Annotated in this window: 21 protein-coding genes and 1 other RNA gene; 4 read left to right on the top strand and 18 right to left on the bottom strand. The window is 59.4% G+C overall.

Features of this window, described 5'->3' with window-relative positions; translation table 11 throughout:
• Nucleotides 1-179: 179 nt before the first annotated feature.
• The 12 genes from mnmA to BTUS_RS05455 form a co-directional block, all read right to left on the bottom strand.
• A complete protein-coding gene (gene mnmA, locus BTUS_RS05505; RefSeq protein WP_013075123.1) occupies nt 180-1,271 on the bottom strand; it encodes a tRNA 2-thiouridine(34) synthase MnmA in 1,092 nt (363 codons plus the stop codon).
• Nucleotides 1,264-2,415, bottom strand: a complete 1,152-nt coding sequence (locus tag BTUS_RS05500) for a cysteine desulfurase family protein (RefSeq protein WP_013075122.1) — start codon at nt 2,413-2,415, stop codon at nt 1,264-1,266. Before BTUS_RS05500 ends, mnmA begins: the two co-directional genes overlap by 8 nt.
• An 18-nt stretch (nt 2,416-2,433) precedes the next feature.
• On the bottom strand, nt 2,434-2,844 hold the full coding sequence (cymR, locus tag BTUS_RS05495; RefSeq protein ID WP_013075121.1) for a cysteine metabolism transcriptional regulator CymR: 411 nt from the start codon (nt 2,842-2,844) through the stop codon (nt 2,434-2,436).
• On the bottom strand, nt 2,841-4,259 hold the full coding sequence (locus BTUS_RS05490) for a replication-associated recombination protein A (protein ID WP_013075120.1): 1,419 nt from the start codon (nt 4,257-4,259) through the stop codon (nt 2,841-2,843). Before BTUS_RS05490 ends, cymR begins: the two co-directional genes overlap by 4 nt.
• A 105-nt stretch (nt 4,260-4,364) precedes the next feature.
• Nucleotides 4,365-4,543, bottom strand: a non-coding RNA gene (gene ssrS, locus BTUS_RS17395) — 6S RNA.
• A gap of 117 nt (nt 4,544-4,660) precedes the next feature.
• Nucleotides 4,661-6,457, bottom strand: coding sequence for an aspartate--tRNA ligase (gene aspS / locus BTUS_RS05485; protein ID WP_013075119.1), 1,797 nt, complete (start codon nt 6,455-6,457; stop codon nt 4,661-4,663).
• Complete coding sequence (gene hisS, locus BTUS_RS05480; RefSeq protein ID WP_013075118.1) at nt 6,441-7,715, bottom strand: histidine--tRNA ligase; 1,275 nt, start codon at nt 7,713-7,715, stop codon at nt 6,441-6,443. Before hisS ends, aspS begins: the two co-directional genes overlap by 17 nt.
• A 360-nt stretch (nt 7,716-8,075) precedes the next feature.
• On the bottom strand, nt 8,076-9,491 hold the full coding sequence (locus tag BTUS_RS05475; RefSeq protein WP_013075117.1) for a transposase family protein: 1,416 nt from the start codon (nt 9,489-9,491) through the stop codon (nt 8,076-8,078).
• Entirely contained in the window at nt 9,488-10,396 is a 909-nt protein-coding gene (locus BTUS_RS05470) for a Druantia anti-phage system protein DruA (RefSeq protein ID WP_013074943.1), read from the bottom strand. Before BTUS_RS05470 ends, BTUS_RS05475 begins: the two co-directional genes overlap by 4 nt.
• A gap of 153 nt (nt 10,397-10,549) precedes the next feature.
• Nucleotides 10,550-11,617 (bottom strand): ABC transporter substrate-binding protein, encoded by a 1,068-nt coding sequence (locus BTUS_RS05465; RefSeq protein WP_013075116.1) that lies wholly within the window; start codon nt 11,615-11,617, stop codon nt 10,550-10,552.
• A gap of 56 nt (nt 11,618-11,673) precedes the next feature.
• A complete protein-coding gene (locus BTUS_RS05460; protein ID WP_013075115.1) occupies nt 11,674-12,498 on the bottom strand; it encodes an ABC transporter permease in 825 nt (274 codons plus the stop codon).
• Nucleotides 12,498-13,307: an ABC transporter ATP-binding protein gene (locus BTUS_RS05455; RefSeq protein WP_013075114.1), complete on the bottom strand. Its 810-nt coding sequence runs from the start codon at nt 13,305-13,307 to the stop codon at nt 12,498-12,500. The genes BTUS_RS05460 and BTUS_RS05455 overlap by 1 nt, the downstream gene beginning before the upstream one ends.
• Nucleotides 13,308-13,491: 184 nt before the next feature.
• Here BTUS_RS05455 and wecB point away from each other — a divergent pair, with 184 nt between their 5' ends.
• From wecB to BTUS_RS05435, 4 genes are all read left to right on the top strand, one after another.
• Complete coding sequence (wecB, locus tag BTUS_RS05450) at nt 13,492-14,583, top strand: non-hydrolyzing UDP-N-acetylglucosamine 2-epimerase (protein ID WP_013075113.1); 1,092 nt, start codon at nt 13,492-13,494, stop codon at nt 14,581-14,583.
• A 71-nt stretch (nt 14,584-14,654) separates the two neighbouring features.
• A complete protein-coding gene (locus tag BTUS_RS16735) occupies nt 14,655-15,629 on the top strand; it encodes a DUF3048 domain-containing protein (RefSeq protein ID WP_013075112.1) in 975 nt (324 codons plus the stop codon).
• Nucleotides 15,630-15,744: 115 nt separating this feature from the next.
• On the top strand, nt 15,745-16,458 hold the full coding sequence (locus BTUS_RS05440) for a response regulator transcription factor (RefSeq protein WP_013075111.1): 714 nt from the start codon (nt 15,745-15,747) through the stop codon (nt 16,456-16,458).
• Nucleotides 16,459-16,712: 254 nt separating this feature from the next.
• Nucleotides 16,713-18,032 (top strand): glutamate-1-semialdehyde 2,1-aminomutase, encoded by a 1,320-nt coding sequence (locus BTUS_RS05435; RefSeq protein WP_013075110.1) that lies wholly within the window; start codon nt 16,713-16,715, stop codon nt 18,030-18,032.
• An 88-nt stretch (nt 18,033-18,120) separates the two neighbouring features.
• Here the strand turns inward: BTUS_RS05435 and BTUS_RS05430 are convergent, their stop codons facing one another.
• The 6 genes from BTUS_RS05430 to BTUS_RS05405 all read right to left on the bottom strand — a co-directional run bounded on the left by BTUS_RS05430 (nt 18,121) and on the right by BTUS_RS05405 (nt 23,625).
• Complete coding sequence (locus BTUS_RS05430; protein ID WP_013075109.1) at nt 18,121-18,342, bottom strand: NifU family protein; 222 nt, start codon at nt 18,340-18,342, stop codon at nt 18,121-18,123.
• Between the two features lie 124 nt (nt 18,343-18,466).
• Nucleotides 18,467-18,781 carry a hypothetical protein gene (locus BTUS_RS05425; RefSeq protein ID WP_013075108.1) on the bottom strand — a complete coding sequence of 105 codons (315 nt, stop codon included), beginning with the start codon at nt 18,779-18,781 and terminating at the stop codon, nt 18,467-18,469.
• An 80-nt stretch (nt 18,782-18,861) separates the two neighbouring features.
• The gene (gene yfmH / locus BTUS_RS05420) at nt 18,862-20,148 is read right to left on the bottom strand and encodes an EF-P 5-aminopentanol modification-associated protein YfmH (RefSeq protein WP_013075107.1); all 1,287 of its coding nucleotides are present in this window, start codon (nt 20,146-20,148) and stop codon (nt 18,862-18,864) included.
• A complete protein-coding gene (yfmF, locus tag BTUS_RS05415; RefSeq protein WP_013075106.1) occupies nt 20,129-21,421 on the bottom strand; it encodes an EF-P 5-aminopentanol modification-associated protein YfmF in 1,293 nt (430 codons plus the stop codon). The genes yfmH and yfmF overlap by 20 nt, the downstream gene beginning before the upstream one ends.
• Nucleotides 21,422-21,577: 156 nt before the next feature.
• Nucleotides 21,578-22,744 (bottom strand): NAD(P)/FAD-dependent oxidoreductase, encoded by a 1,167-nt coding sequence (locus BTUS_RS05410; RefSeq protein ID WP_013075105.1) that lies wholly within the window; start codon nt 22,742-22,744, stop codon nt 21,578-21,580.
• A 74-nt stretch (nt 22,745-22,818) separates the two neighbouring features.
• Entirely contained in the window at nt 22,819-23,625 is an 807-nt protein-coding gene (locus BTUS_RS05405) for a CPBP family intramembrane glutamic endopeptidase (RefSeq protein ID WP_013075104.1), read from the bottom strand.
• Nucleotides 23,626-23,689: the final 64 nt, after the last annotated feature.

Genomic DNA, 23,689 nt, shown 5'->3' with positions numbered 1-23,689 from the left:
CTGAATCCCTCCTTGGTTCAACTCGCCCGGGTTTCGATCGGGAACCCGAGCTGCCCTTATTATAGCGTATTTTCCAACCGGAAGCAACAAAAATACACTTGTCAATCCATTTTTTCGGGAAATCGTCCTGAATTGGCGGCCGAAAGCCGGAATGCCCCGTTGCAAGCCAGGGCATCCCCTCAGGCCAAGGCTAAACTTTTTTCAATCGTTCCCCCGCCGACCACTTCCTCCCCCCGGTAGAACACCACCGCCTGCCCCGGGGTCACCGCCCGCTGAGGCTCATCGAACTCCACCCGAACCCGCCCTGCCTCCTCGGGATAGAGCGTGGCCGCAGCCTCCGGCGCCCCATAGCGAATCTTCGCGCTCACTCGGATCGGGCCGTTCGGCCGGGGAAGGGAGAGCCAATTCACCTTCGAAGCCACGAGGCCCGGCGAAAACACCCGCTCCTTGGGCCCCAAGACCACCCGATTGCGCTCAGGCTGAATGTCCACCACATAAACGGGGTGTCCCACCGCCACCCCCAAACCCTTTCGCTGGCCGATGGTGTAGAACGAAACCCCTTCGTGCCGACCGACCACATGCCCTTCGGTATCGACAAAATCCCCCGGCGCTACGGCTGAATCCCCCATCCTCCGACGGAGAAATTCTCCGTAATCCCCATTCGGGATGAAACAGATGTCCTGGCTCTCCGCCTTGTTCGCCACCCGGAGCCCAAATTTCCTCGCCATCTCCCGAACCTCGGACTTCTCGTACTCCCCGAGGGGGAACAAGGTCCGGGCGAGCTGTTCCTGAGTCAGGTGATACAGGACATAGGTCTGGTCTTTTCGCCGGTCCTCCGCCTTGCGCAACACATAGCGACCCCGGGATTCGTCGTACAGTACCCGGGCGTAATGTCCCGTGGCCAGGTAGTCCGCCCCGAGATCCACCGCCTGCTCCAGGAGCAGATCGTACTTCATATACATGTTGCAGGCAATGCAGGGGTTCGGCGTCCGTCCCCGCTTGTATTCGTCTTCAAAATACTGAATGACCCGTTTTTCGAAAGCCTCGCGGTAATTGACGGCATAAAAGGGAATCCCCAGCGACTGACAGACCCGCCGAGCGTCGCTCACATCATCCACCGAGCAGCACCCCCGGCCGGAAGAAGTCTCTTCTCCCCCCCGCAGCCGCATGGTAATTCCGATTACATCGTATCCCCGTTCCTTGAGCAGGGCGGCGGTGACCGAACTGTCCACGCCGCCGCTCATGGCAACCACCACGGTCCCCTTATCCATGGCCACCGGGCCGGACCAATCGCCGGGCGATCCGCCCCACCGCGCGTCCGGCCTCCCGCACCTCCTCCTCTGTGGTTTGTATCGAAAAGCTAAAGCGCAAGGAACTTCGCACCACCGCGTCCTCAAGTCCCATCGCCTGCAGCACATGGGAGGGCTCTAAAGACCCGGAAGTACACGCCGAACCGCTCGACGCCGCAATTCCGTGCAGATCGAGATTCATCAACAAAGTCTCCGCCGAAACCCCGGGAAACGCGACATTCAAGATGGCGGGAATGCCGTCTTCCGGGGAATGAACCAGGACCTGGCCAAACTCCTCCCGGACTGTTCCGAGAAAAATTTTTCTCAGCCGTTCCGCATGATCCAACCCTGCTGCCCGCCGCCCTTTGATCCAGGCGGCCGCCGCCCCAAATCCGACGATGCCGGGGACATTCTCCGTTCCCGCCCGTCTGCCCCGCTCCTGGGCCCCGCCGTACAGGAGCGGCACCCAGGGCGTACCCTTCCGGACAAACAGCGCCCCAATCCCTTGAGGTCCATGCAGCTTGTGGGCGGATACGGACAACAGGTCACAGCCGATGTCGTCCACTTCCACCGGGAGCCAGGGCACCGCCTGGACCGCATCGGTATGAAACAAGAGGCCCCGCTCCTTGACCAAGGCACCGATCTCCCGGACGGGTTGAACCGCCCCGGTTTCGTTGTTTACCCACATGACGCTGACTAATACTGTATCCGGCCGAATCGCCCCGGCCACATCTTCGGCTTTCACCACACCCTGTGGCCCCGGGTGCACATAGGTGACATCAAAGCCCCAATCCTGAAGTTGTCGAGCCGTGTGCAACACCGCGTGGTGCTCGATGGCCGTGGTCACCACGTGCCGACCTCGATCCCGCAAAGCCAAAACGGCACCGATTAACGCGGCGTTGTCCGCCTCCGTGCCCCCGCTGGTGAACACCAGTTCTGCCGGGCTGGCGCCAATCAGCGCCGCCACGGCCTCCCGGGCATCCTCCAAAGTCGCCTTGGCTCTGCGGCCGAACTCGTGAATACTCGACGGGTTCCCCACCCGTTCTTCAAGATGGCGAGCCATGGCTTCCCGCACTTCCGGAAGCACGAAGGTGGTCGCCGCGTGGTCCAAATAGATGCCCCCCATCGGCCCCACCTCTTGCGTTCAAATGTAGAACATCAAACCGTCATCCGTTCCCTGGCGCATCATCTCCGCCAGATCGGCCAACGTGGTCCTGTCCAATACGGCGTTAATGGCATCCCGCACCTCGTCCCACAGCCTGCGAAGGCCCGTGGGCTCATCTTCCACCACAGTGATGGGGCCCTCCAGCACCCGGACGATGTCCCCGGCCGTGATCTCCTGGGCGGGCTTCGCCAGGACATAGCCCCCGTACGCGCCCCGGATACTTTTGACGAGCCCGGCATTGCGCAGGGGCGCGATCAGTTGCTCCAAATAATGTTCGGACAGATTCTGCCGCTCGGCGATCGATTTCAGAGACACCGGCTGGTCCCCACTGTTGATCGCCAGATCCACCATCAGCGTGATTCCATACCGACCTCGGGTGGACAGCTTCATGCAGTCCCACTCCCTTCAACGTGATGCTCTTCCCCATCCGGGCGGCCCTCGCCCTGAGACGTGCCCGCTCCCCCCTTTTCTTTGCCCGACAGCTCGCCTTCTTTTCGGCGTGCGGCCATAAAACGGGCGATCTGTTCCTCGTAGCCTTGATCGCTGGGCCGATAATACCGCCGGGGTGCCATCCCCGGGGGCAGATAGGACTGTTCCACCCAGTGGCCAGGATAATCGTGGGGGTAGAGATACCCTTCTCCGTGACCGAGGGCCTTTGCTCCTCCATAATGGGCGTCGCGAAGATGGCGAGGCACGGTCAAGTCAAGCCCTTGGCCGACCTCGGCCAATGCTTTCTCCAGTGCCATATAGCTGGCATTGCTCTTCGGTGCCGTAGCCAGGTAGGTCGTGGCCTGGGCGAGGGGAATCCTCCCTTCAGGCATTCCCAGCCACTGGACTGCTTGAAAAGCCGATGTGGCCACCACCAGACCTTGGGGATCGGCATTTCCGATGTCCTCACTGGCCAGTATCACCAACCGCCGGGCAATAAACAGCGGGTCCTCGCCCGCCTTAAGCATCTTCGCCAGCCACAATAATGCTGCATCGGGATCCGAGCCCCGGACCGATTTAATGAAGGCGGAGATGGTATCGTAATGGGCGTCCCCTTCCCGATCGTAAACCACCGCCCGGCGCTGAATGGATGCTTCAGCCACCGACCGAGTGATCACGATCCGACCCCGGTCGTCCGGCGCGGTCGTCAAGGCGGCAAGTTCCAAGGCGCCCAACAGCCTGCGGGCATCTCCTTCACAGTAGCGCACCCAGTGATCCAACGCCTCCTCATGCACCTCAAGAGGCATCGTACCGAGGCCCCGTTCTTTGTCTGCGATCGCCCGCCTTGCGATCGTTTTCAAAGCCTCCGGAGTGAGCGGCCGTAGGGCGAACACCAGGGATCGGGAAAGAAGTGCTTTGTTCACCTCAAAATACGGATTTTCGGTCGTCGCCCCGATGAGAATGACCAAGCCGTCTTCCATGTGAGGCAGAAGGGCGTCTTGTTGGGCTTTATTGAAACGATGGATCTCGTCTATAAACAACGTTGTTTTCTGCCCATACATCCCCAAACGGTCCCGGGCATCATCCACCACCCGGCGCAAATCAGCAATACCCGCGGTCACGGCGCTGAGGGTGACGAAAACAGAGCGGGTGTACCCCGCGATCAGGCGAGCCAGGGTCGTTTTACCCACGCCCGGAGGTCCGTAAAAGATTACCGAAGTGAGTCGGTCCGCCTCAATGGCTCGACGGAGAAGGGTGCCAGGGCCGACGATCTCCTCCTGCCCCATCAACTCGTCGAGGGTCGCCGGGCGCATGCGAACCGCCAGGGGCGCGTTCACCCGCCGCTCCTGCTCTTCGCGATAGGAAAACAGATCCATGTTTCCGCCCTTCTTTCACCCGTAACTTCATCATTATACTCTACTTTCCAACATAAAAAAACAACGGGCCTTCGCCCGTTTTCGCTGATCCTCCATATATGGGGTAAGAGCCCTGCCATGCCGTGTCCCTGAGTTTTGAACCTGCCCTCGGCAGGTGGGTGACCTGCGTCGCGGTTTACATGTCCACCCGAAGATGGCTTATGCGCCCCGTGGCGACCCCGGTCTCCCTTTTTAACGGTGTTGGCTCAAAACTTCACGATAGATCACTAGCACAGAAGGGCCCAAACCAACGGATCGTCGCGGTATCGCGAGCTCGCCCGCTCTCTCTCCGCATCTTTATGGTACCACAGCACTTCCCGCCGTGCAATGGAGAAATTCTCCGTCCCGGGCTCATGTCCGGCCTATTGTCCGGCCGTCACGCCATCCGGGCGGATGTGCAACTCCCGCCATTGCTCGTCCGAGATCTGCGAAGGAGCCCCGGTCAAGAGGCACGAGGCGCTGGCCGTCTTCGGAAACGCAATACACTCCCGGATCGACGATTTGCCCGCCATGAGCATGATCACCCGATCGAACCCGAAAGCCATCCCCCCGTGGGGCGGAGCGCCATATTCGAAGGCTTCCAACAAAAACCCGAATTTCTCCCGGGCCTCGTCCATGGAGAATCCGAGGGTCCGGAACATCGCCTCCTGGATATCCCGGCGGTAGATGCGCAGACTGCCCCCTCCGATCTCGTAGCCATTGAGCACCATGTCGTAGGCCTGAGCCCGCACCCGCGCCGGGTCTCGTTCCATCAAATCCACATCTTCCCATCGAGGCATCGTGAAGGGATGATGTTCCGCCACCCATCGTTTTTCCTCTTCGTCATAACTAAACAATGGAAAATCGGTGATCCACGCAAAGGCGAAAGACGCGTCGTCGATCAGTCCGAGTCGGCGCCCCAGATGCAACCGGAGTTGCCCCAACACTTCCGCGCAGATCTCCGGACGGTCGGCGACAAAAAGAAGCAGGTCCCCGACCTCGGCACCCAGCTCCCGCCGGATGGCACCGAGTTCCTCGTCGGTAAAAAACTTGGCAATGGGAGATTTGACCCCCTCCTCTGTGATGACCATCCACGCCAGGCCCTTCGCGCCGAGCTGCCCGGCCAAGGCCCCCAAATCGTCGATTTCCTTGCGGCTAAACCCCCCGCATCCCTTGGCGTTGAGCCCGCGCACCGCACCGCCTGAGTTCACCGCACTTTGAAACACCCGGAACCCACAGGTTTTGACCATCTCCGTCACATCCCGAATCTCCAGGCCGAACCGCAAATCCGGTTTGTCCGAACCGTACCGGAGCATCGCCTCGTCATAGGGTATCCGACGAAACGGGAGGGGAACCGTCACCCCGAGCAGTTCCTGAAACAACTCGGCCATCATCCGCTCCATCAATTCCTGGAACTCCGTCAGGGGCATAAAAGACATTTCAATGTCGATCTGGGTGAATTCCGGCTGGCGGTCTGCACGGAGATCCTCGTCCCGGAAGCACCTGACGATCTGAAAATACCGTTCGAACCCTGAGACCATCAACAGTTGTTTGAACAACTGGGGAGACTGGGGCAGGGCGTAGAATTGTCCGGGGTGCACCCGGCTGGGGACGAGATAGTCCCTGGCCCCTTCTGGCGTCCTGCGGGTCAACATGGGGGTCTCGATTTCCATGAACCCATGCAGGTCCAGGAACCGCCGAACTTGTTGCATGGCCCGGTGCCGCAACAAAAACGTCCGCTGCATCTCCGGCCGCCGCAGATCCAAATAGCGAAACCGCAAACGCACCGATTCATCCACATCAATGCCGTCCTCGATGGGAAAGGGAGTCGGCTTCGACCGGTTGAGCAACTCCACCTCCCGGGCCCTCACTTCGATGGTTCCGGTCTCCAGGTTCGGATTGACCGTCTCCGGATCCCGCGCCACCACATCCCCCCGCACGCTGATCACATATTCGTTGCGCACGAGATCCGCCACCGCAAAGGCAGCCTCTCCAAACTCTTGACTCGACACCACTTGAACGATTCCACTGCGGTCCCGCAGATCCAGAAAAATCACTCCACCCAGATCCCGCCGCCGCTGAACCCAGCCGCTGAGAACCACCTCCCGGCCGATGTCGGACTCGGTCAGCCGTCCGCACATCGCGGTGCGCGTCAACGATTCCTTACCTGCCTGTGCCATGCTCGGTCTCCTTCCACCATGACTCCACTTCCAAAACGGGCAGCTCTCGTTGTTCACCGCCCGCCAGATCTTTCACCATCACCACGCCCCGGCGCCGCTCCTCCTCTCCCAGGATGAGAGCCCACCGGGCACCCAGTCGGTCCGCCGCCTTCAACTGGGCTTTGAGGCTTTTCCCTTCGAACCCCCGCTCCGCCCGACAGCCCAAGGCCCGCAGGCGGCGCAGCCACCCCGTCAGCTCCACCGACGCCTCATCCCCGAGAGCGATGCCGAACACATCCACACCGGTTTCGGAGGTCCCCTCGCCCCGGCGCTGCTCAAGGGCCAAGATCAATCGCTCCAACCCGGCGGCAAAGCCGATCCCGGGCACCGAAGGGCCGCCCAGCTCCTCCACCAACCCGTTGTAACGGCCTCCGCCCAGCACCGTGCCCTGGGCCCCGATTCCATCTTCCACCACTTCGAAGGCTGTGCGGGTATAATAATCGAGACCCCTGACGAGCCGGGGGTTGATCTCGTAGGCAATGCCGGCGGCTTCCAGATGGCGGTGCACCCCCTCGTCATGGGCCCGGCACTCCTCGCACAGCGCCTCTTCGATCCTGGGCGCCCGCTCGGCAAGAGCCTTGCAGGTCTCCCGCTTACAATCGAGTAGCCGCAATGGGTTGCGTTCCAATCGGTCCCGGCAATCCTCACACAGTTGTTCTCGCAACGGTCGGTAGTACGCCTGCAGGCGCTCCCGGTACATCGGCCGGCACTGGGGACAGCCCACGCTATTCAATTCCAGGCGCAGCCCTTCCAAGCCGATATCCTCCAAAAAATCCAGGCCCAGGGCAATCACCTCGGCGTCCACGGCCGGGTCCGCCACCCCGAACACTTCGACCCCGAACTGGTGAAACTGGCGCTGCCGTCCGGCCTGAGGTCGCTCATAACGAAACATCGGGCCGAGATAAAACCATTTGATGGGCTGCGGCCCACCGTAAAACTTGTGTTCCACATAAGCCCGAACGGCCCCCGCCGTGCCTTCCGGACGCAGGGTCATGCTGCGGCCGCCGCGATCATTAAATGTGTACATCTCTTTTTCCACGATATCGGTGTTCTCTCCGACCCCCCGCTGAAACAACTCCGTGTGCTCCAGAATCGGGGTGCGCACCTCCGAAAAACCGTATCGCGCACAAATTCGCCGGGCCGCCTCCTCAATCTCATGCCACAGGGACGCCTCCTGGGGCAGGATGTCGTGCATCCCCCGCGGTCGCTGTGTCAACACCCCGAATCCCTCCTTCACCACGGGAGACGGGGTCGGCCCGTCCCCCACCCACAAACAAAAAGCCCGCCCCGGGGCGCAGGGACGGGACTGACATCCACCTGCCACTCAGCCTCATGATAGCGAACGGGCCGACCAAACGTCAAGAAACTGGGCCCGGCATCAGTGCTGACGCATGAACCGGTGTAGAAAAAATTCGGAGGCAGCTGAGGCGGCCCCGGACTCTGAATCCCTTCTACCTGTAGGGTGTCCCTGTAAAGGAGAATCGCCCTGAATAACGGGAAAATCTATTTCTGTTGATTATTGGATCCCCAGGGGTTACACCTCCCCTCCCCCGCAGAACGATGTTGCAAGATATTCCTGTTAAAACGCCATCGTCAGCCGCGGAGGACCTTGGCAACGCGCCAGCAGCCAGTCCCGATCCATCCACCCCTGCGTCCAGCTTTCGTACAAAAACTTCAACGTCCCGCTAAAGCCCAGTTCCCGCACTTTCTTCATCAGCCCTTCGGTATGCAAGGCCATGACGTTCACCAGATGGCCGAGGTGCATCAGCACGTGCCAGTTTCGCATCGCCGTCCAGTCGGTGGAGTACAGGTGCTCATACGCGTATCCCCGGTGCTTCTCCGTCAGGATCTGTTCCTCAATGTCCCATCGGTGGCGTGCCGCACGATTGCAGCGGTTCACCACATTTTGTGCCGTCAGCGGCTGCCCGGACACCCACGCCCAATGCGCCTCCTGCTGCTTCCCCCCCTCTTCCCAAAACTCTGTACATCCCACGACATGCACCTTAAGCCGACGGTGCGCCCCGGAAGCCTCCCTGAAATCATAGTCGATCTGATTGATCCACCAAAAGATTTGCTCGCGATTGCCCCACCGGTGTCTCCGCTCGTTGGGTTCGATCTTTCTCAAGCCTTTGACCTCTTCCCACACACTGGGCAAACAGCTTTGGGGCAGGACAAACATAAAGTCCAGATGCAGATCCCGACACAGCGCCATCATCGGCCCGTTGGGGTACAGCCCGTCAGCCACCACCAAGATCCGCAATTTGGGAAACATCTTGCGCAGGCGGGTCAGCAGCCGTTTGCAGGCCTTCAGTTCACTGTCTTGCTTCTCGAACTCCTGCTGCTCAGCCGCATTCTCGCAAAACTCCGTGAGAAACGGGAGGACCACCCCTTGAGGGCTGACAAGGCTGGCCTCCAGGGCATAGGCCATGGACGAGGCCTGGTTCTCCCCGTGCCGACGATGCAAAGCCTCCGAGGCCCAGGGCTGCCCCCGACTCGCCTTTTGGGTGCCGTCTATGGCGATCACGTATTGCTTCTCGACCAACAGCGCCTTCAGTCGTCCCGACCGCAGAAGGCGCTTCACCGTCGCCGTCATCACCTCCTCGAGCTCCCCCGGATTGATCCGTTCCAAGATCCGCTGCACCGTGTCCATATGCGGGATGGTTTCCACCTCCGGAAAGATCTCCCGAAAGTGTTCCCAAAACGTTGGACGCGTCAGTTCCCGATTGGCTCTTCTGCGGGAGGCATACTGAAAGATAAACATAAACAGCCCAAACGTCAGAAGCACAGTCAGTTTGTGCCGAATGCTCCCTGGACGTCGGGGGTCGGCAATCCGCGAAAACTTCTCCATCAAGCCCGGCAACAACGCTCGCCAAACCGGCAACTGGGCTTCCACGGCCGTTTGCCGGTCCGCTCGCTCCTCCTCGCTGTTTCGATACGAGCTTTTCCGATTCGGAAGGGTCCAGGGGTGAATCGACTCGGGATTCCGAAGCGTCATCTCGATTCCCCCCACTCGTCTTCCACAAGCTGTGGAAAGGGTTCGACCAACCGCTTCCGCCAGTCCCGCACCAGCGGATAGACCCAGATCGATTTCACGGACGTTCCATACTCGAAGAATCGATCCTGTCTTCCTCGTCCCGCCGTCTTCCCGATCTCGATCCAGTTGGCCGCTCGGTAGCAAGTCCCTGGATATTGGGGTTCGATAAACGTCTCCAAAAGAACCGGTTCAAACCCATAGCGCGCCTTCCAATCCGCTCGAATCCGCCGGGCCGCCAACGCAAGCGCATGACTGGCCAGATGGGGAATCTGTACACCCGGCAGAATCAGAAACCGATTGTTGTTCACGATTCGTGGGCGATACCGCCTGCGCTGCTCCGCCGTCCATCCGATCCACTGATCCCGTGCAGCCAGGGCCTTCGCCGCAGCCCCAAACAACATCGCCCCCACAATGACCGGTCCGTTTGGCCCCTGTGCCCGGATCCAGTACTGGATGCGGGCCCCGATCCCACGAAGGTACCCCAACGGGTGATACGTCGCCATGGTCGCGTTCCAGTCTGCCCGTTCTTCCGGACGGACCGGCTCCACGATGACCGGAAGGACATCCCGCAGGCACGCCTGAAGCTGGGTTTGTACCACCCCCCCTCTTCGTTCCCGGCACCCTCGGGGACCCTGGGCTCGCAAGGGCGGAAGAGTAATCACTCCTTTTTGCTCGAGTTTTAGAAGCAGCTTGTGGCAGGCTTCGACTTTCAGCCGGCCATTCGGGGACTTCCACGGCAGATTCTCACACAAGGTCGCCGCGATTTCCTCTCGACTCAAGCGGGAAAACCGCTGGACCGTGTTTCGAATCAATTCCAGGTCCGCCTCGCGAAACTCTCGGTCGCCAATCCAAAAGGGTACGTCCATCTGAGACTCACCTCTCGACATCATCTCCAAGGTTATCATCTCAGATGGGCTCAAAACTGTCCAGTCGTATTTGCAATCAAATTTTCTTGAGACGCGCTCTGAAGTCAAGCGTCCCAAGGGCTTCCCGGTTCATGCGTCAGCACTGGCCCGGCATCACTGGCCAAGCTTTTTGAGCGCCTCCTGTTGGAAAGACGTATCTATAACATCTTTTGCCTGTACATTTCCTTTCACGAATCCCTGAGCTTTATACCAGTCCAACTGTTCTTGAATGTTGTCCGCCCAAAGTGCCCCCTGGGGGTCCACATACACCAGTTCCTTCGCCACCTGATCGGGCTGTTCTGAGGTGTATTTCCCAATAATCGACAAAGCCTTTTGATAATCGGGGTCCTTGGGGTTTTTGGCGTTGAACACGTGGTCCATGTACCATTTTGTGGACTCGATGTACCCTTCCATAAAACGCACGGCGGCGTCGCGGTTCTGGGCGAATTTCGGCGAATAGGCCACTGCCAATAGGTCGGTTTTCACCTCATCATCCAGCCACACCAACAGGTGGGCTTTGTGGCTGTTTAACAATTTATCCGCAAAAGGCTGGGGCAGAATGGCGGCATCCACCTGGCCGCTCTCCAAAGCCGAGGCCATGTTGGTCAATTCTCCCAGGGGCGTCCTTGTGACGTCGGACAACTTCATGCCGTTTTGCTCCAGGTATTTTCCGAGCAAATAATCAAAAGTCGAGCCGGTCTGGGAAATTCCGACCTTTTTCCCTTTGAGCCCTTGGGCGGAGGTCAGGCCGGCATCCCAGGCCTTGTTGCTCACGAGAAACGCCTGAAAATGTTGGCCGGGCCAAATCCTACCCTTATCGGCCACCAGATACATCTTTTTACCGCCTTCGTACAAATTGAAAAGGCTCGCCGTCACGCCGGTGGCCGAGACATCCAGGTCCCCGGCGGCGGTTGCGACACTGATGGGCTGAGCCGCTTGAAACGTTTTGAGATCGACCTGAATACCGTACTTATCCCAGAATCCCATGTCCTTGGCGAGGTATAAAGGGGCTGAGCTGACCAAAGGGGTCGTGCCCACCGTCACCGTTGTTTTGCCACCGGAGGTCCCGGAGGGAGCCGTCCCCCCTGAGGGCGCCGCCCCGGATCCGCAGGCCGTGAGGCCAAGCGCCAACAGGGCGACAAGCCCCGTTCCCGCAATCATTCGCATTCTTGTTTTTCCCACGTCGGCCACCTCTGTGTTTAAGAATTGACCCGCCCCGCCGGTCCGGCGTTGGCAGTCTACGCGTGTTTCCAGGGGATCCATTTGTGTTCCAGGTATGACAACAAGCGATTGAACAAAAGCCCGAGAATGCTGAGCACCACCACCCCGACCATCACCCGGGTGGTCATCATCAAATTCGAATATTTGAGAATGAGTGCCCCAATCCCGTGTTCCGCCGCGATCATCTCCGCCGCCACCAGGAGCAACAAGGACGTGCCCACGGAGATCCGAAGCCCGGCGACAATCGTCGGTAAAGCCCCGGGAAGAATCACCTTCCGAATGAGGTCGCCCCGCCCGGCGCCAAAGCTCACCGCCGCCTTGACCAGAAGGGGATCTGCGTTACGAACCCCGGAGTAAGTGTTGAAAATCATCGGGAAGGCCACGCCCACGGCGATGACCGTCACTTTGGAGATCTCTCCAATGCCGAGCCACAACATAATGAGAGGAAGAATCGCGATCTTCGGGATTGGGTAGAGACTGTTGACCACCGGGAGTCCCACCGCTTCCGCCAAGCGGGAAATCCCGAGGAGGACCCCGATCGTCACCCCGGCAGCGGCGCCAATCACAAATCCGAGTACAATCCGCACGAGGCTCGCATAGAGTTCGGGCCACAGCTCGCCCCCCCGGACCATCTCCCAGCCGTCCCGGAGGATGTCCGATGGCGCGGGGAGTGCGCTGGCCGACACCCACCCCGCCATGGACACCCCTTGCCACGCCCCGAGAAGGATGAGGATGCCGAGGGGGGCCACCCAACCCGGGACCGGACGTTCCAAAAACTCCATTCGATTCCGAATCGGGTGTTTTTGCTCTGTTCCAGAAAAAGATTCGACGCTTATCCCCATTATTCCGCCCCTTCCATCATGGCTTTCTCGGCGTCTTCGCGAATCAGTCCCCAGATCGATTGGACATAGTCGCCGATCTCCCGCCTATGCCCGGGCTCCTGCCGGGCGCCCCGGGGCAATTCGATGGACAGGGTGCGGATGATGCGGCCCGGGCGCCGGGACAGGACCACCACCCGGTCGGCGAGATAGACGGCTTCCTCGATGTTGTGGGTCACGTAGAGAGTTTTGTGCCGGGCTTTTTCCCACAGTTTTACGAGCTCCTCCTGCATGATCACCCGCGTTTGCGCGTCCAGGGCCGACAGAGGCTCGTCCATCACAAGCAAATCCGGGCGAATCGCCAAAGCCCGGGCGATGCCGGCCCTTTGCCTCATTCCCCCAGACAGTTGGTGTGGGTAGCTCTGCTCAAATCCGGCGAGCCCCACCATCTCCACATAACTTTTGGCGATTTCCCGCCGCTCTCGGCGCCCCACCCCGAGCTGTTCCAGTCCGAATTCGACATTTTTCAACACCGTCCGCCAGGGGAAAAGCGCCACTTCTTGAAAAACCACAGCCACACGGGGTGACGTCGAAGCCCGGGATTCCCCTCCCCCCATCTCCCTTTCTCCAGATGCAAAATAGATCTCCCCGCTGGTCGGGGACATCAGGCCTGCGACCATGTTCAATAGGGTCGATTTGCCGCAGCCACTCGGGCCGACGATGGCGACAAACTCCTCTTCGGAGATCGTCAAATCAATGTTTTCCAGGGCCACCGTCTGCCGGCCATTTTTGTCCACAAAGGTTTTCCCTACCCTGTCGATCACCAACCGCATGATTCGCCCTCTTCTCACAACGCTTTATAGCTTTAAATTGTACCACGACGACACCGCAAGGAGTAGCTTCGGGTTCCGTAAAATAGACAGGAATCTATAGTCAAACCATCTCCGCTGTGCTACACTGATCCCAGTTTTGTGTCGCATTGCGACAGTCTCTGCCAGAAAGCGGGTTGCGCACATCATGGGCAAACGATTCGCCATCATCGTCGGGACCCGTCCGGAAATCATCAAGATGGCACCGGTGATTCGGGAATGTGAGAGGAGAAAGGTCGACTATCGCCTGGTCCACAGTGGCCAACATTACGACCACGCCATGGATCGGGCGATTTTTGACCAATTCCAACTTCCCGATCCCCACGTCAATCTGCGGGTGGGGTCCGGGCGGCACGGCGAAGTCACGGCACGCATCTTAGAACGATTCGAGGCGTACATTCTGCAAGAAGACATTCGGGCCGTCCTCGTGCACGGCGACACCAACACCACCTTGGGCGGTGCCCTGGCGGCCGCCAAACTCAATCTGCCGGTCGGCCACGTCGAGGCGGGACTTCGCAGCTTTGACCGCACCATGCCCGAGGAGGTCAATCGGGTTCTCGCGGATCACATCGCCACCCATCTTTTTGCCCCTACCCCTGCGGCGGTGGACAACCTTCGGGCTGAGGGAATCGAAAATGGGGTCTACTACACCGGCCAAACGGCTGCAGACGCCATTGAGTTCCTCCGACCGGGCTTGGCGGAACATCCGATCTTGAAGGAACTTCATCTCAAATCTGGCGCGTACGTCTATCTGACGCTGCACCGGCAGGAGAATACGGACCAACGGGAACGCATGGATCTTTTGATCCAAGGGATCGAGAGGGTTGGGAAAGAGATGGGCTTGACCATCGTTTGCACCCTTCACCCCCGAACCCGGGGGCGGCTGATCGAATACGGCTGGCTCGAGCGATTTTACGGCATCCCGGGCATGCAAGTGGTCTTCCCCCCGGTAGACGTTTTTGCTTCTTTGGCTTTGCAATCCCAGGCGGCCGTCGTGCTCACCGACAGCGGAGGACTCCAAGAGGAAGCGTGTATGCTCGGCGTTCCCTGCGTCACGCTGCGGGAGAACACCGAGCGGCCGGAAACTTTGGCCATCGGATCCAATCGCCTGGCGGGATACCATCCAGACACCATCGTCGAGGCGGTGTCAATGATGGCCCAGGCTCCCCGGGGGTGGACACACCCGTACGGGGACGGCCGGGCAAGCATTCGGATTCTGGACATTTTTCTCGCCGAGTGAACATACGCGCCCAGGGGATTGCATAGCCATGGGGGAAGGAGCCTGGACAAGCCCAAAGAGGAGGGATTTTTGTGCCGCCTTCGACGTTCGCTCGACTCGCCGCCACCGCCGCCCTCGGCCTTCTCATGGTTCTCCCGGGCTGCGGGCCCACCGCCGCTCCGAAGCAGGCCCCCGAACCCGCGCCGGCTCCCGCCCCGGCGCCGAGCCCACCCACCACTCCTGCCCCTCCACCTCTCGGCGGCACCGTAGCCGTGATGATCGACAATCTCCAACAGGCCCGCCCCCAAGCGGGGGTCGACCAGGCGGCAGCGGTGGTGGAGGCCCTGGCCGAAGGGCCCATCACGCGCTTCGAGGTATTCGTCGATCACAAGGTGGGGAAAATCGGACCCGTGCGCAGCCTCCGGCCGTATTTTGCCACCTTGGCCGAATCCCTGGGGGCTCCGGCGGCCCACGCCGGCGGCAGTCCCGACGCCCTGAATATGGTCCGCCGGGGCGGCTGGCCGGATCTGGACCAGATCTACAATGCCGGTTCCGCCTTTTGGCGGGATCCCCATCGCCAGGCCCCCCACAACCTGTATACCAGTACGGACAAGTTGATGGCGGCAGTTCAGGCGAAAGGATATTCCCTTGGAGAGCCGGTACCCATCCCCAGGGGCGAGATGACGAAGTCGGGCACGCCCGCCAAGACCGTGCACTTGGATTGGTACGACTACTCGGCATCCTGGACCTGGAACGGAAGCCAGTACGTGCGCAGCGAAAACGGTACGCCCCACGTGATGGATGATGGAACGCGGATTGAAAGTCAGAATATCGCGGTGATTGTAGCTCCGGATCGGATCATCGATCAGGCGGGACGCCGTCAGATCACCTTGACAGGGTCGGGCCAGGGGTGGTTTTTTCGATCGGGCCAAATGTTCGAAGGAACCTGGAGCCGGACTTCGACAGGCTGGTTTCAATTTTCGACCGCGGAAGGCCCGATGAAATGGGCGGAGGGGCCGTTGTGGATTGAAATCATTTCCAGCTCATCTTGGCTCAGCGTTTCCTGAGCCCGCTCCCCCAAGTTCGCAACTTTCAAATCACCTTTACACCTTTTCAAAAAAAGGTGTTTATACGACAATAGAAGACAACGGACCCGCAGAGCAGCAGATGAGGGGGAAAAGGATGACACCGAGAGTACTGGTCATCGAAGCGGAACCTCGCATCGCTCGCCAAGTTGCACTGAATTTAAGAAAAAACGGATTCATTCCCACCGTTGTCCCCCGCGGCCGCCTGGGGTTAGCGGCGGTGCAGGAACGAGCTCCGGACCTTGTCATCCTCGACGCTTCGGTCCCAGACATGTCCTGGGACCTATGTCGAACATTGCGGCAGATCCCCGATCGATTTCTGCTACTGCTGTTGGGCCGACAATGGCTGCAGGATACCGACCCGGCGGACAGACGTTCCGACGATTATGCCGACGGTTGGATGCCCAAGCCCTTTCGGCCCGATGAACTGCCCGAACGGGTGCGCGCAATTCTGTTTCGGGGGCGAAAAGAACCGATCTTTGCACGAAGGCTGCGCTTCAACGATGGGGATCTGGAGGTCGACGTCTACCGGCGCACCGCGTATCGCGGAGAACGGCAGATTCCACTGACTCCCACGGAGTACATGCTGTTGTTGATGTTGGCCCGCTCGCCCGGGGTGACCGTTTCGAGACAAGAATTGTTCGACTGGGTGCTGGGCCCAGATTTTGTTGGAGATTCCCGAACCATTGACGCCCATGTAAAAAACCTTCGGGCCAAGATTGAGGACCAACCGAAACATCCGAAGTACATTAAAACCGTCTATGGCACAGGATATCGCTTTCAGGGGAAACTGGATGATATTCCTTCATAGCCACGCTGACACACGCCTGATGTTGGGGGATCAGCTCTCATTCTCTTCTGCGGGTCCGTGAACGATCCCCCGGTTTCCCGACAACAGGAGGATCAAAACCGACGAAAACCGTTCACATCCGAGTCCGGCGAACCGCCGAACCGCAGAAGCCGCCCCACAATCCGACCCGGCGGCCTTTCGTCGTGGCCTTATCGACCACTGTTCTAACGATACCGGATTGATCAAAGACGATTTTGCAGGAAGGGGTCACAAGTATGGAACAAACGGGGTCGATCAATCGCCCGGAATCCGCGCGGTGTTATGAAAGGGCCCAAAAGGTTATTGTCGGCGGCGTCAACAGCCCCTCCCGAGCATTTAAAGCCGTGGGCGGGGGAGCGCCGGTCTTCATCGCCCGCGGTCGCGGGGCATATCTGTGGGATGTGGATGGCCATCGATATATTGATTACCTTTGCGCCTACGGTCCGGTGATTCTCGGCCACGCCCATCCGGAAATCACCGCTACCATGACCCGGGCCGGGGAAGACGGGATTCTGTTTGGAACACCCACAACATGGGAAACGGCCCTGGCCGAGACCCTCCGATCGGCCATCCCGTCCATGGAACGAATTCGGTTCGTCAACAGTGGAACCGAAGCGGTCATGAGCGCGATCCGGGTGGCCCGGGCCGCTACCGGCCGGAATAAGATCGTCAAGTTCGCCGGTTGTTACCACGGCCATTCCGATCTTGTCCTCGTGGCCGCGGGTTCCGGTCCTTCGACGGTGGGGACGCCGGACAGCGCCGGCGTCCCCCAAGGCATCGCCGAGGATGTCGTGACCGTCCCGTACAACGACCTCGGCGCCCTCAGCCGGGCTTTCGACCATTTTGATGAAGAGATTGCGGCTATCCTCGTGGAGCCCGTGGTGGGAAACTTCGGCATTGTCCTCCCCCATCCCGGGTTCTTGGAGGGAATCCGGGATCTCGCCCGGGACCGGGGGGCTCTGGTGATCTACGACGAGGTCATTACCGGTTTTCGCTTTCATTTTGGAGGGGTTCAGACGCTGTTCGGCGTTGAACCCGATCTCACAGCTCTGGGCAAAATCATCGGCGGAGGGCTCCCCATCGGGGCATACGGAGGACGGGCGGAAATCATGGAGCGGGTGGCACCCTTGGGGCCCACCTACCAAGCCGGCACCATGGCCGGAAACCCTCTTTCGATGCGAGCAGGACTCACCTGCCTGGATATCCTGTCCCGTCCGGGCACCTATGAAAAGATGGATCGCCTGGGAGACCGCCTGGAAAGAGGCCTTTTGGACGCGGCCCACAACCGCGGTGTCGAGGTCACCATCAATCGTCTGAAAGGGGCGCTGACCCTCTTTTTTGGCGATCGACCCGTCCACAACTATGAAGACGCGAAAGCTTCCCGGTCAGATCAATTTGCCCGTTTTTTTCATGAAATGCTCAACCGGGGCGTGCATCTGGCCCCTTCGAAATACGAAGCTTGGTTCCTCACCATTGCGCACACAGAACGAGATATCGATGAGACCCTCGAAGCTGCGGACGCCGCTTTTGCCGCCGTGGCCAAGGACGTGCCTTGATCCATTCAACAAGTGGCCGTCGCCCCCGGAGAACTCACCGGGGGCGACGGCCAGAGGCTTTATCCTTAGACGAACCTTGCAGGCGGATTCATACGGCAATGACTTCCTTGACCTCGGGAACCGCAGCCCGAAGAGCCCGCTCGATCCCCATCTTCAAGGTCATGGTGGACATCGGGCACGCCCCGCAGGCGCCGATCAGGTGCAGGGTCACCACACCGTCTTCGACATCCACCAACTCCACGTCTCCGCCGTCGAATTGCAAACCCGGCCGGATCCGCTCCAAAGCTTCTTCCACTTTCTCCCGAAGCATGAGCGCCTTCCCCTCCAATCCGTTTTTCTCAGTATAAAAACACAACGCGCAAAAGACAAGAATTGCAATCGGCCAAAAGCGGCAGTCCCAACACGGACACCCCCGGCACCCGGGTCGTTCACCGCTACCGGCCCTCCTGCGTCTCCGCCGAGGCGGTCAGATCCTTCGTCGCAGAGGCCGATAACACTTCCTCCCGTTCATCGGGAAAAGATGCCGGCTTTCTCCGCGGCCGACTGCCCCGTATCCCTCGCCGCCGGCTCATACCCCGCGCCCATCGATCGACGCCCAGGCCAATCACGAAGGTCCAACCGTATGCGGCCATCACCCATACATACAGGGGTACAGGCTGGCCCGCCAGCCGGTGCCATTCCCACAACACCAAGGCGGCTAACGCCACGACCGCAGAGAGAATCGCCACCGCCCATTGTGCTTTTTTCATCTAAACATCCCTCCACAAGGGGTCCCCGCCCTCCGGCCGAGCCCCGGGACCCGCGGGATCCCCACCGGGCAGGAAGACCATCAGTTCACCGGACGCACGAGAGAGACGGCTTGTCTTTCGGGCCGGATCAACTCCCGGAGCCGCGCCTCCACATCCTCCCGCTTCACCGCCTGCAAGGCCGGAATGGTGGCGAACAAATCCATCTCCTTAAAATGATAGGCCGTTACATACCTGGCCAAAAACCGCAATGAATCGAGGCTTTTCACGAACTGCCCGATCAACCGCTTGCGGCTTCTCTCCAGGATCTCGTCTGCAATCCCGTCCTTCTCCACCTGGCGCCACCCCTCGGCCACAACCTCCAGAAAACGTTCGGGTTCAGGGGTGTTGCCCCCGATCACCGCGTGGGCATATCCTCGCCCGTAATCATACTCCCACCCGAAACTCTGATCAATCAGTTGCTTTTCGAACAATTGTCCGTACAGGGGACCGCCCTTGGTAAACAGGGCGTCGAACAGAAGAGAGGTCACCGTGTCTCTTTTCAACCCCTCCGCCCCCCGAACCTCTGTGCCGACATCCTTATACCCCACAAAAATTCGCGGGGTGTTCACCGGCATTTCGCACTCCTGACGGGACTGAAATACCCGGTCGGGTTCCGTCTCGGCCAATCGCTGAGCCGGCCCCTCGACGGTTCGGTCCGCCTTTTTCTCCTGGTTCTTCTCCACCGTCTCAATCACCGTTTCCGGGTCGATTCCCCCCACCACCAACAAATGCATATTCTGGGGGTGATAGAAGCCCCGGTAGCAGGTGTACAGGTCTTCTTTGCTGATGGCCCGGATGCTCTCCACTGTACCCGCAATCTGAATACGCACCGGGTGGTGTTCATAAAGTCCCTTAAGAAGCTGGAAGTAGACCCGGGCATCCGGATTGTCCTCGTACATGCGGATCTCCTGGGCGATGATCCCCTTTTCTTTTTCAACAGTCTCGTCGGTAAAATACGGTTCGTCGACAAAATCCAAAAGGGTTTCGAGATTTTCGAGGATATCATGGGTCGCTGAGAACAGATAGGCGGTCATATCAAAAGTTGTATAGGCGTTGGCCGATGCCGCCCGGGAAGCAAATAATCGAAACACATCCCCTTCTTTTTTCTCGAACATCTTGTGCTCAAGAAAATGCGCCACACCGTCGGGGACTTGGATCTCCCGTCCGTCCCCGGATCGGAAGCGGTGGTCGATGGACCCGAAATTCGTGGAATACGTGGCAAATACCTGGTTGTAGCCCGGCTTGGGCAACACCGTCACCGCCAGACCGTTCGCGCACCGGTGCTCCACCATGCGAACCCCCAACTGATCATACTTTCGTTCCCGCATTCTCTGTCCCCTCCTTTCCGCGCAGAAAATATACGGTATCCTTTTGAACCCTCCTGCCCACAGCAGCCACCTCCTCCTCTGTCACCGCATCCAAGGCCTCCACCATCTCCCCGGGAGAACGGGAGAGGCCGTGAAGAATTCCCGCCAGCCTCATGTCGATCATGCCGTAGGGCGAATCCTGCAACTCCCGGTACTGGTTTTGCAAACCGATCCGCGTCCAGGTCCACTCCTCGTCGTTGATCTCCCCCCGGGCCATGGCTTCCACTTGTCGGTCGACGATCTCCATCACCGTGTCCCGGCGATCGCTGGGAATCCCCGTCATCACGTACAAGACGCCCTTGTGGGCATCCAGTCGGCTAGACGCATAGTAGGCCAAGTTTGCCCGTTCCCGAACATGGATGAACAATTTTGAATGGGGAAACCCGCCCAATACCCCGTTGTACATCATCATCGCGGGAAAATCTTGATCCCGCCAAGCGGATCCCGTTCGATAACCGATATTCAGTTTCCCTTGTTGAATATCCATGACCTCTTCCACCATTTTAACCGGTCGATCGGCCATAAAGGGCTCCCCGGCAGACCAATCCCCCCGGACCCCTGCTCTCCCCCATTTCGCGGCAAAGGCCACCACCGGGTCCGGGTCCACCGGCCCAGCCACAAACAGGTGAAAGGGGCCCCTGTCCCGGATCTGTTCATAGAGGGTATAGAGAGAAGCTCCGCTGATTTGGGCCAGGTCTTCTTCAAAGCCGTATCTCGGGGCCGCATAAGCCTGGCCGGCGAACATCTCCGCTGCACAACGCTGGGCGGCATACAGCATTTTGTCATCAATCAGGCTGGCGATCCGTTTTCGGTGCTGCTCTTTTTCCCGATGGACGCGATCTTCCTCGAACCCGCCCCCGACGACCAGGGGATCCCATAACACTTGTCCCAGCAATTCTAATGCCGGGCGGGTCAAATCCAACCCCTTTGCGATTCTCTGCCCGGCCGGCACTTGCACGACAAACTCCAACGTGACCAGATCCCCTTTGCGTTTGGCATCCGCCTGGATCGAGGCCCCGTACAGATCGGAGAAGGCATTCTGAAGATCATCAAACTCCGGTAGGTTTCGGGTCCCTCTCAGGAGCACATGGGGAAGAAGCGTTGCGGCAGTCACCGTCTCCCGTTCCAGCGGCCACACCCAGTACGCCGCCATCGTGATGGTGTGGAAACGACTGGTGGACCACAGGTGCACCTGTCCTCCCGGAACGGTCGTTGTTTCAAATTCATCACTCAAAGGATTCCCTCCTCATCCATACCGTCACAACTCCTGTTCTCACTCTATTCCCATGATCGCCAAAAATAAAGCCCTCCTTGCGGAGGGCACCTCTTTTCCTGTATATGTTTGTTGTTTTCACCGTTTCAGAACCGGTTGTCTGCCTTGTCTTTGAAGCTATTTCATCAGAGCGCCGATTTTGGCGAGGTACCGGATCTGGCTCAAATCCTTGATGAAATATGCAACTCGCCCGGATGCCTTGTAATTGTTTCCAACCTTCCCCACAGCATCCCGGCCTCCCAGGGAAGCCACCGTGCCGAGAATCTTGGGCACAAAAGGTGTCTTTGGGCGGCCTTGCAGGTCGGCGGCCAGATTGTGGGCTACGGAATTGCCCATCTGGATGGCGAGCTGAGCCGTGGGCGGATACGGCCTCCCCTGTTCATTCAGGACAAAGCAACAATCTCCGGCCATGTATACGTCATCGTAACCGACGGCCTGAAGATATTCGTTGACTTTAGCCCGCCCCCGAGGCTCGGTCTCGAATCCGGCTTCCACGACGATCTGATTGCCCCGCACACCGCCGGTCCAGATGATGGTCCGGCTTTGGATCACTTCTCCATCTTTCAAGTGAACGACTCCAGGCTCCACCTGCACGATGGGCGATCCCACCTTGAAGATCACACCTTTGGCCTTGAGGACTTCTTCCGCTTTGGCCACCAGATCGGGCTCGAAACCGGGAAGAATCGAAGGCATTGCCTCCACGTTGTACAAAGTCACTTGTTCCCGGGGAATGTTACTTTCTTCACAAAGTCGGGGAAGCCAATCGGCAATCTCCCCCACCAACTCAATGCCCGTGAGTCCTGCGCCGCCCACCACAAAGGTCAGCAACTCCGGCCGGGGATCCAACGGGTATTCCGCGAAGCAGCGCTCGATATGCGTGCGGATCAGCCGCGCTTCATCGACGGACTTCAACGTCATGCCGTACTCTTTCATCCCCGGAATACCAAAGTACTCAGTCTCGCTCCCCAGGGCTACCACCAGATAATCGTAGGAAAGCTCGCCCCCCTCCAAGGTCACGACTTTTTCCTTTGGGTCAATCTTTGTCACCACATCCTCGACAAAGCGAATCGGCTTCCCGGCGAGCAACTTTTTGAGAGGAATCCGAACCTCCGTATCCCGCTTCGCCGCGGCCGCCGGTTCATACAACTGGGTCACCAGCTGGTGATAGTCGTATTTGTTGACGAGGGTGATGTCCACCGATCCGGCCGACGTTTCTTTAGCCAGCTTCAGGGCGGCCACCAATCCTCCGTACCCCGCTCCCAAAACCACCACGCGCTTGTTCACCGATATCCCCCACACTTTGTGTTTTATTTCACAAACCCGTCACATCTTCATCATAGATCCCCTTTTGCAGTCTGTCAAGAGGATCGCTTGGATAAAAAGCGAGAAAAGAGGCCAAGATACACGATCAGCCCGGCGGTGGCCGCCGCCCCCGATTCTAGTCCCGCCTCGTCTGGACACAACCACCGCGGTCCAAACCACTCCGCCGCCGGCCCGCCGAGGGCGGGCACCCCCATACCAAAGAGAGGGCCTTGAAGGCCGATCCACATCCAATGAAAACCCACGGCCCATCCGAGAGAATCGCTATTCTCCCGGGACTGGGCCAACAGCAGCCCCAAAAGAAAGCGGTTGCACACGAAAAGCGGCCCAGGAGCCCCCATCGCCGTATAAAGGGCGTACAGCAACGCGCTTCCCACCACGGCGGGCCGTGAACCATACTGGGTGCGAAGGGTGGAGAATAAGTAGCCACGAAAAGCCAGCTCTTCCCAAAGAGCCAAGAATAAGCAACTGATCAAACCCCGCCCCGGGCTAGCGCCGGAAAACCCCTTGGGCCAATGAACCCATCCCACTGTCCAAAACAGCGTGACGGCGCCCATCACGCCGATCGCCCCCCATAAAGCCCCCGAAGATGCGTGGCGTGCAAAACCTTCCAGGCGCAGCCCCATATGGGCGGGAGAACGGCCTTCTGCAAACCGGTACACCACCGGCACCAAGGCAGCGGCAACCAAAAGCACCCATCCACTTAGCCGGCCGTCGCCTCCCGGCTCATTGAGAGCCCCTGCGTTAAGCCCTGTCGCCACGAGCCCCGCCACTGCAACCAGCGCTGTGTACAAAACGGGCCGCGTCCAAGGCGACAACCGCCGCCCACGTCCCCCCTCCGCCATGCAAACCCCTCCGTCCACACCATCTCATCCTGTCCTCATCCTATGTCCGCCCATGGACAAACAG

It is taken from the genome of Kyrpidia tusciae DSM 2912, assembly GCF_000092905.1.
Classification (GTDB): Bacteria; Bacillota; Bacilli; order Kyrpidiales; family Kyrpidiaceae; genus Kyrpidia; species Kyrpidia tusciae.
The sequence above is the reverse complement of the archived record's forward strand: the minus strand, read 5'-3'. Positions and strand labels throughout refer to the sequence as shown.

Coding starts and splice junctions, on each gene's coding strand:
- mnmA (WP_013075123.1), bottom strand. CDS start 1,271: ATGGATAAGGGGACCGTGGTGGTTGCCATGAGCGGCGGCGTGGACAGT.
- BTUS_RS05500 (WP_013075122.1), bottom strand. CDS start 2,415: ATGGGGGGCATCTATTTGGACCACGCGGCGACCACCTTCGTGCTTCCG.
- cymR (WP_013075121.1), bottom strand. CDS start 2,844: ATGAAGCTGTCCACCCGAGGTCGGTATGGAATCACGCTGATGGTGGAT.
- BTUS_RS05490 (WP_013075120.1), bottom strand. CDS start 4,259: ATGGATCTGTTTTCCTATCGCGAAGAGCAGGAGCGGCGGGTGAACGCG.
- aspS (WP_013075119.1), bottom strand. CDS start 6,457: ATGGCACAGGCAGGTAAGGAATCGTTGACGCGCACCGCGATGTGCGGA.
- BTUS_RS05475 (WP_013075117.1), bottom strand. CDS start 9,491: ATGACGCTTCGGAATCCCGAGTCGATTCACCCCTGGACCCTTCCGAAT.
- BTUS_RS05470 (WP_013074943.1), bottom strand. CDS start 10,396: ATGGACGTACCCTTTTGGATTGGCGACCGAGAGTTTCGCGAGGCGGAC.
- BTUS_RS05460 (WP_013075115.1), bottom strand. CDS start 12,498: ATGGGGATAAGCGTCGAATCTTTTTCTGGAACAGAGCAAAAACACCCG.
- BTUS_RS05455 (WP_013075114.1), bottom strand. CDS start 13,307: ATGCGGTTGGTGATCGACAGGGTAGGGAAAACCTTTGTGGACAAAAAT.
- wecB (WP_013075113.1), top strand. CDS start 13,492: ATGGGCAAACGATTCGCCATCATCGTCGGGACCCGTCCGGAAATCATC.
- BTUS_RS05440 (WP_013075111.1), top strand. CDS start 15,745: ATGACACCGAGAGTACTGGTCATCGAAGCGGAACCTCGCATCGCTCGC.
- BTUS_RS05435 (WP_013075110.1), top strand. CDS start 16,713: ATGGAACAAACGGGGTCGATCAATCGCCCGGAATCCGCGCGGTGTTAT.
- BTUS_RS05430 (WP_013075109.1), bottom strand. CDS start 18,342: ATGCTTCGGGAGAAAGTGGAAGAAGCTTTGGAGCGGATCCGGCCGGGT.
- BTUS_RS05425 (WP_013075108.1), bottom strand. CDS start 18,781: ATGAAAAAAGCACAATGGGCGGTGGCGATTCTCTCTGCGGTCGTGGCG.
- yfmH (WP_013075107.1), bottom strand. CDS start 20,148: ATGCGGGAACGAAAGTATGATCAGTTGGGGGTTCGCATGGTGGAGCAC.
- BTUS_RS05405 (WP_013075104.1), bottom strand. CDS start 23,625: ATGGCGGAGGGGGGACGTGGGCGGCGGTTGTCGCCTTGGACGCGGCCC.